Source organism: Desertihabitans aurantiacus, assembly GCF_003344635.1.
GTDB lineage: Bacteria > Actinomycetota > Actinomycetes > Propionibacteriales > Propionibacteriaceae > Desertihabitans > Desertihabitans aurantiacus.
In genome coordinates, this window is the sequence record NZ_QPKK01000248.1 from 1 (window position 1) to 5,681 (window position 5,681).

The 5,681-nt window shown below is 71.5% G+C and carries 4 protein-coding genes and 1 pseudogene; 2 read left to right on the forward strand and 3 right to left on the reverse strand.

Annotated elements, in window-relative coordinates:
- Together DVA66_RS16310 and DVA66_RS16315 are read left to right on the forward strand one after the other, a co-directional pair.
- On the forward strand, positions 1-630 hold a 630-nt coding region (locus DVA66_RS16310), incomplete at its 5' end, for a maleylpyruvate isomerase N-terminal domain-containing protein (RefSeq protein ID WP_114561024.1).
- A gap of 53 nt (positions 631-683) precedes the next feature.
- Positions 684-1,313, forward strand: a complete 630-nt coding sequence (locus DVA66_RS16315; protein ID WP_114561025.1) for an MBL fold metallo-hydrolase — start codon at positions 684-686, stop codon at positions 1,311-1,313.
- A gap of 16 nt (positions 1,314-1,329) precedes the next feature.
- Here DVA66_RS16315 and DVA66_RS16320 read toward each other — a convergent pair whose 3' ends face one another.
- The 3 genes and pseudogenes from DVA66_RS16320 to DVA66_RS16330 all read right to left on the reverse strand — a co-directional run.
- Positions 1,330-2,526 (reverse strand): TerC family protein, encoded by a 1,197-nt coding sequence (locus DVA66_RS16320; RefSeq protein ID WP_114561026.1) that lies wholly within the window; start codon positions 2,524-2,526, stop codon positions 1,330-1,332.
- A 217-nt stretch (positions 2,527-2,743) separates the two neighbouring features.
- Positions 2,744-4,837, reverse strand: a complete 2,094-nt coding sequence (uvrB, locus tag DVA66_RS16325) for an excinuclease ABC subunit UvrB (RefSeq protein ID WP_114561027.1) — start codon at positions 4,835-4,837, stop codon at positions 2,744-2,746.
- Positions 4,838-4,896: 59 nt separating this feature from the next.
- Positions 4,897-5,681: pseudogene (locus DVA66_RS16330) on the reverse strand (hypothetical protein); the annotation flags it as partial.

Sequence of the window (5,681 nt, forward strand, 5' to 3'; positions counted from 1 at the left end):
GACTGGCGCGCCCCGACCGCCCTGCCCGGCTGGACCCGCGCGCACCTGGCCAGCCACCTGGCCCGGCACGCCGAGGCGCTGGCCGCGTTCGTCCGCGGCCACCTCGCCGGCCGGCCCGCGCCGCTCTACCCCTCCCGCGAGGCCCGCGACGGCGACATCGAGCGGGGCGCCGCCCGGTCGGGGCTGGAGCTGCAGACCGACCTCGACGCGTCCGCCGCTGCCCTGGAGGAGGCCTTCGACGAGGTGCCCGGTCCGGCCTGGGCGGAGCGGGGCGAGCCACGGCCCGGGTTCGCCGTCGAGCTGGGGCTGCTGCCGGTGATGCGGCTCACCGAGGTCGAGCTGCACCGGGTCGACCTCGGGCTCGGGGCCCGGGTGCAGGACCTGCCGGCGGAGGTGGCGCTGCCGCTGCTGGGCTACCTGGGTCTGCGGCAGGCCGGGCGCACGGACTACCCCGACGTCGCGCTGGTGCCGCAGGAGGCGCCCCACCTCACGCTGGTGCTCGGCGCCGGGGACGCGACGCCGCTGCGGGTCACCGCCCCGGCGGCCGTGCTGGTCGGTCTGCTGACCCGGCGGGTGCCGGCCGTGGAGGTGCCGGGAGCCGCCGGGCTCGTGCTGCCGCCGCTCGGCTGAGCGGCGACCCGCACCGGGGACGACCGCCGCAAACCCCCCGTAGGCTGCCCGGCATGGCTGCACGGAGCGAGTCGCTGGGGCACGGGGTGGAGCTGCACACCCTGGTCGTCGGCCCGATGGAGAACAACGCCTACCTGCTGACCACCGAGGACGACGCCGTCCTGGTGGACGCGGCCGCCGAGCCCGGGCGGCTGCTCGAGCTGGTGGCCGGACGCCCGGTCAGCACCATCGTCACCACCCACCGCCACGCCGACCACGTCGGCGCGCTGAGCGAGCTGGCCGCCGCCACCGGCGCCCGGCTGGTCTGCGGCGACGCGGACCGGGACGCCATCGCGGCGGCGACCGGCACCGACCCGTCCCCGGTGACCGAGGCCGACGTGGTGCCCCTCGGACGGCACCGGCTGGGCGTCGTCGAGCTGGTGGGTCACACCCCGGGCTCGATCACCCTGGTGCTGGCGCTGCCCGACCGTCCGGTGCACCTGCTCACCGGCGACAGCCTCTTCCCCGGCGGACCGGGGAAGACCTGGAGCGCGGACGACTTCACCCGGCTGATGGACGACCTGGAGGCCAAGGTGTTCGCGCGCTTCGACGACGACACCGTGGTGCACCCCGGGCACGGCGAGCCCACCACGCTCGGCCGCGAGCGGCCCTCCCTCGGGGAGTGGCGCGCCCGCGGCTGGTGAGCCGGGCCCGGTCGGGTCAGCGCCGGGACGGGTCCTGCTCGTAGGAGCCTCGGTCGGAGGTGTCGTCCCCGCGGTAGGGGTTGTCGGGCCCGGAGGCGTCCTCCGACCCGCCGCGGTGGGTGGCCGGCGGGTCGACCAGGTCGTGCCCGGTGAGGGCGGTGCCCTCGGCGTCCCCGGGCACCAGCTGCTCGTCGCGGGCCTTGTCCTCGTCGTAGCGGGACTTGATGAGGCTGACGACGGTGGTCAGCAGCAGCACGCCGATGATCACCGTCAGCGACAGCCAGATCGGGATCTCGCCCTCTGCCGGCAGGGTGACCACCCAGTCGTGCATGGCGGTCATCGCCCCGCCCAGGACCGGCCAGTCGCCGTACTGCCCCGCCTCGTGCATGGCGTGCAGGACCAGCTTGACGCCGATGAAGGCGAGGATGACCGACAGCCCCAGCGACAGGTAGACCAGCCGCTTGAGCAGGCCGCCGATGAGGAAGTACAGCTGGCGCAGACCCATCAGGGCGAACACGTTGGCCGTGAACACCAGGAACGGCTCCTGCGTCAGCCCGTAGATCGCGGGGATGGAGTCGAGGGCGAACAGCAGGTCGGTGCTGCCGAGGGCCAGGATGACCAGGGCCATCGCGGTGAACACCCGCCGGCCGTCGACCCGGGCGGTCAGCCTGGTGCCGTGGTACTCGTCGGTGAAGGGCAGGTGCCGACGGGCGAAGCGCAACATCGCGTTCTCGGCGTCCTCGTCCTCGTCATGGTTGCGGTAGTCGATGACGAGCTTGACCGCGGTGTAGACGAGGAACGCGCCGAAGAGGAAGAAGACCCAGGAGAACCGCTCGATCGCCACGGCCCCGACCGCGATGAAGATCCCGCGGAACACCAGGGCCAGCACGATGCCGACCATCAGCGCGAACTGCTGCAGGTGCCGCGGCACCTTCAGCGCACCCATGATGATGATGAAGATGAAGAGGTTGTCGAGCGACAGGCTGTACTCGGTCAACCAGCCGGCGAAGAACTCACCGGCGTACTGCGGGCCGGAGAACCACCACACGCCGAGACCGAAGAGGATGGCCAGCGCGACGTAGACGCCGACGAAGGTGCCGGCCTCCTTCATCGAAGGCTCGTGCGGGCGACGACCGATGATGAGGATGTCGATGGCCAGCACGGCCACCAGGACGACCGCGGTGATCACCCAGGTGTAGAGGTGCACGTTCATGCAGCGATGACCTTCCGAAGGGAGGCGAGAGCGGGGACCGGAGGTCTCTTCCACTGGTCACTGCGGCGAGCCAGCGGTGGCGCCGGGCCTTCGCCGCAGGGCTCGGGTCCGTGATGACGACGGCCACCAGGGGGAATACTCCCCTCCGGCGTCCCAATCTAGCGCAGCGACGGCGAGAATCCGCACCACGGACGGCTGCGGGTGACGATCACCACACTCAGCGGCTGGCCTCGATCATCTGCCGCAGCTCCTTCTTCAGCTCGCTGATCTCGTCGCGCAGCCGGGCCGCCAGCTCGAACTGCAGGTCGGCGGCCGCCGAGTGCATCTGCGAGGTGAGGTCCTGGACCAGCTCGGCGAGCTCGGAGGCCGGCAGCCCGCTGACGTCGCGGCCGTGCGCACCCACCTCGCCCAGCGGCACCGGCGAGCGCTGCTGCTTGCGGCTGGCCCCGGCCCGCGACATCACCTCGGCCGTGTCGGCGTCCTCGCGGGCGAGCATGTCGGTGATGTCGGCGATCCGCTTGCGCAGCGGGGTCGGGTCGATCCCGTGCTCGCGGTTGTAGGCGATCTGCAGGTCGCGGCGGCGGTTGGTCTCCCCGATCGCGGCCTGCATCGAGGGGGTGATGGTGTCGGCGTACATGTGCACCTGACCGGCCACGTTGCGGGCGGCGCGCCCGATGGTCTGGATCAGCGAACGGTCGCTGCGGAGGAACCCCTCCTTGTCGGCGTCCAGGATGCTCACCAGGGACACCTCGGGCAGGTCGAGACCCTCGCGCAGCAGGTTGATGCCGACCAGCACGTCGTACTCGCCCATCCGCAGCTCGCGCAGCAGCTCGACCCGGCGCAGGGTGTCGACCTCGGAGTGCAGGTAGCGGGTGCGCACCCCGTTCTCGAGCAGGTAGTCGGTGAGGTCCTCGGCCATCTTCTTGGTCAGCGTGGTGACGAGCACCCGCTCGTCGCGCTCGGCGCGGGCCTTGATCTCGCCCATCAGGTCGTCGATCTGGCCCTTGGTGGGCTTGACCACCACCTCGGGGTCGACCAGCCCCGTCGGGCGGATCAGCTGCTCGACGAAACCGTCGGAGCGGGTCAGCTCGTAGTTGCCGGGGGTGGCCGACAGGTAGACGGTCTGGCCGATCCGTTCGACGAACTCCTCGAACTTCAGCGGCCGGTTGTCCATCGCGCTGGGCAGCCGGAAGCCGTGCTCGACCAGGGTGCGCTTGCGCGACATGTCGCCCTCGTACATGCCGCCGATCTGGGGCACCGTCACGTGGGACTCGTCGATGACGAGGAGGAAGTCCTCGGGGAAGTAGTCGAGCAGGCAGTTCGGCGGGGAGCCGGGCTCGCGGCCGTCGATCGGCTGGGAGTAGTTCTCGATGCCGGAGCAGGTGCCGATCTGGCGCATCATCTCGATGTCGTAGCTGGTGCGCATCCGCAGCCGCTGGGCCTCCAGAAGCTTCTGCTGCGACTCCAGCTCGGCCAGGCGCTGCTCCAGCTCGTGCTCGATCCGCTTGATCGCGGCCTCCAGCCGCTCCGGGCCGGCGACGTAGTGGCTGGCCGGCATCAGGAAGACCTGCTCGTCCTCGCTGAGCACCTCACCGGTCAGCGGGTGCATGGTGCTGAGCCGCTCGATCTCGTCGCCGAAGAACTCGACCCGGACCGCCATCTCCTCGTACTTGGGGAACACCTCGAGGGTGTCACCGCGGACCCGGAAGGTGCCCCGGGTGCCGGCCAGGTCGTTGCGGGCGTACTGGATGTCGACCAGCCGGCGCAGCAGCAGGTCGCGGTCGGTCTCCTCCCCCACCCGCAGCGTGATCATCCGGTTGAGGTACTCCTCGGCGCTGCCCAGGCCGTAGATCGCCGACACGGTGGCGACCACGATGACGTCGCGGCGGGTGAGCAGGGAGTTGGTGGCCGAGTGCCGCAGCCGCTCGACCTCCTCGTTGAGCGAGGAGTCCTTCTCGATGTAGGTGTCGGTCTGCGGGACGTAGGCCTCGGGCTGGTAGTAGTCGTAGTAGGAGACGAAGTACTCCACCGCGTTCTTCGGGAAGAAGTGCCGCAGCTCGTTGGTGAACTGCGCCGCCAGCGTCTTGTTGGGCTGCATGACCAGGACCGGACGCTGCAGCCGCTCGGCCAGCCAGGCCACCGTGGCGGTCTTGCCGGTGCCGGTCGCGCCGAGCAGCACGACGTCCTGCTCCCCCGCCTTGATCCGCCGCTCGAGCTCGGCGATGGCCTTCGGCTGGTCACCGGACGGGTCGAACTCGCTCTCCACCCGGAACGGCGCCACCTGGCGCTGCAGCTCTTCGATCGGACGCATGCTGCGAGCCTACGACCCGCCTCCGACAGGTTCGCGCGGAGCGGACGACGAGGAGGAGCTCAGAGGTCCTCCACCATCGACAGCACCATGGCGGTGTAGTCCTCCCCGGTGGCGTCGGAGACCTCCTCGCCGGAGGCCAGCTGCCCCATCGCGATCACCCCGTCGTCGTTGACCGCGAGGATGGACAGCAGCACGAACTGCGACGTACCGCCACCGCTGGAGTCGGTCACCAAGGCCACCCCGACCGCCGCCTCCTGGCCGGCGATCTCTGTGGCCTCGGGCTCGGCCACCACCTCGACGTCGGAGTAGACGTCGGCGAGGCCCTCGTAGTGGGCGTTGAGCACCTCGGTGGCGGAGTAGCCGGAGAACCCGTCGAGGGAGTCGGCCAGCACCAGCTCGGAGTCGTTGCTCAGCTGGGCGTAGGTGCCGGTGGCGTCGACGACCTCCCAGCCCTCGGCCACGGTGAGGCTGACCCCCGTGTCGAACTCGAGCTGCTCGCCACCGCCACCACCACCGCCGCCGCCCTGGTCGGTCGGCTCGTCGGTCGGCTCCTCGGTGGGCTCCGGCGTCGGCTCGTCGGTCGGCTCGGTCGTCGGCTCGTCGCTGGGGCTCGGCGCGGGCGTCTCCACCCGGGTCGGCACGGGCTGCGGGTCCGGGTCCTCGCCGCCCCCGGAGGTCAGCGCCCAGATGATCCCGCCGATGGCGCCCAGCAGCACCAGCGCCGCGACGGCGATGCCGATCAGCAGGGCGGGCGACTTCCGCGAGCCGCCACCGGACCCTCCGGGCCCGCCGTAGCCGCCCTGCCCCGGCCCGCCGGCGCCGTACCCGCCCGGGCCGCCGGGGC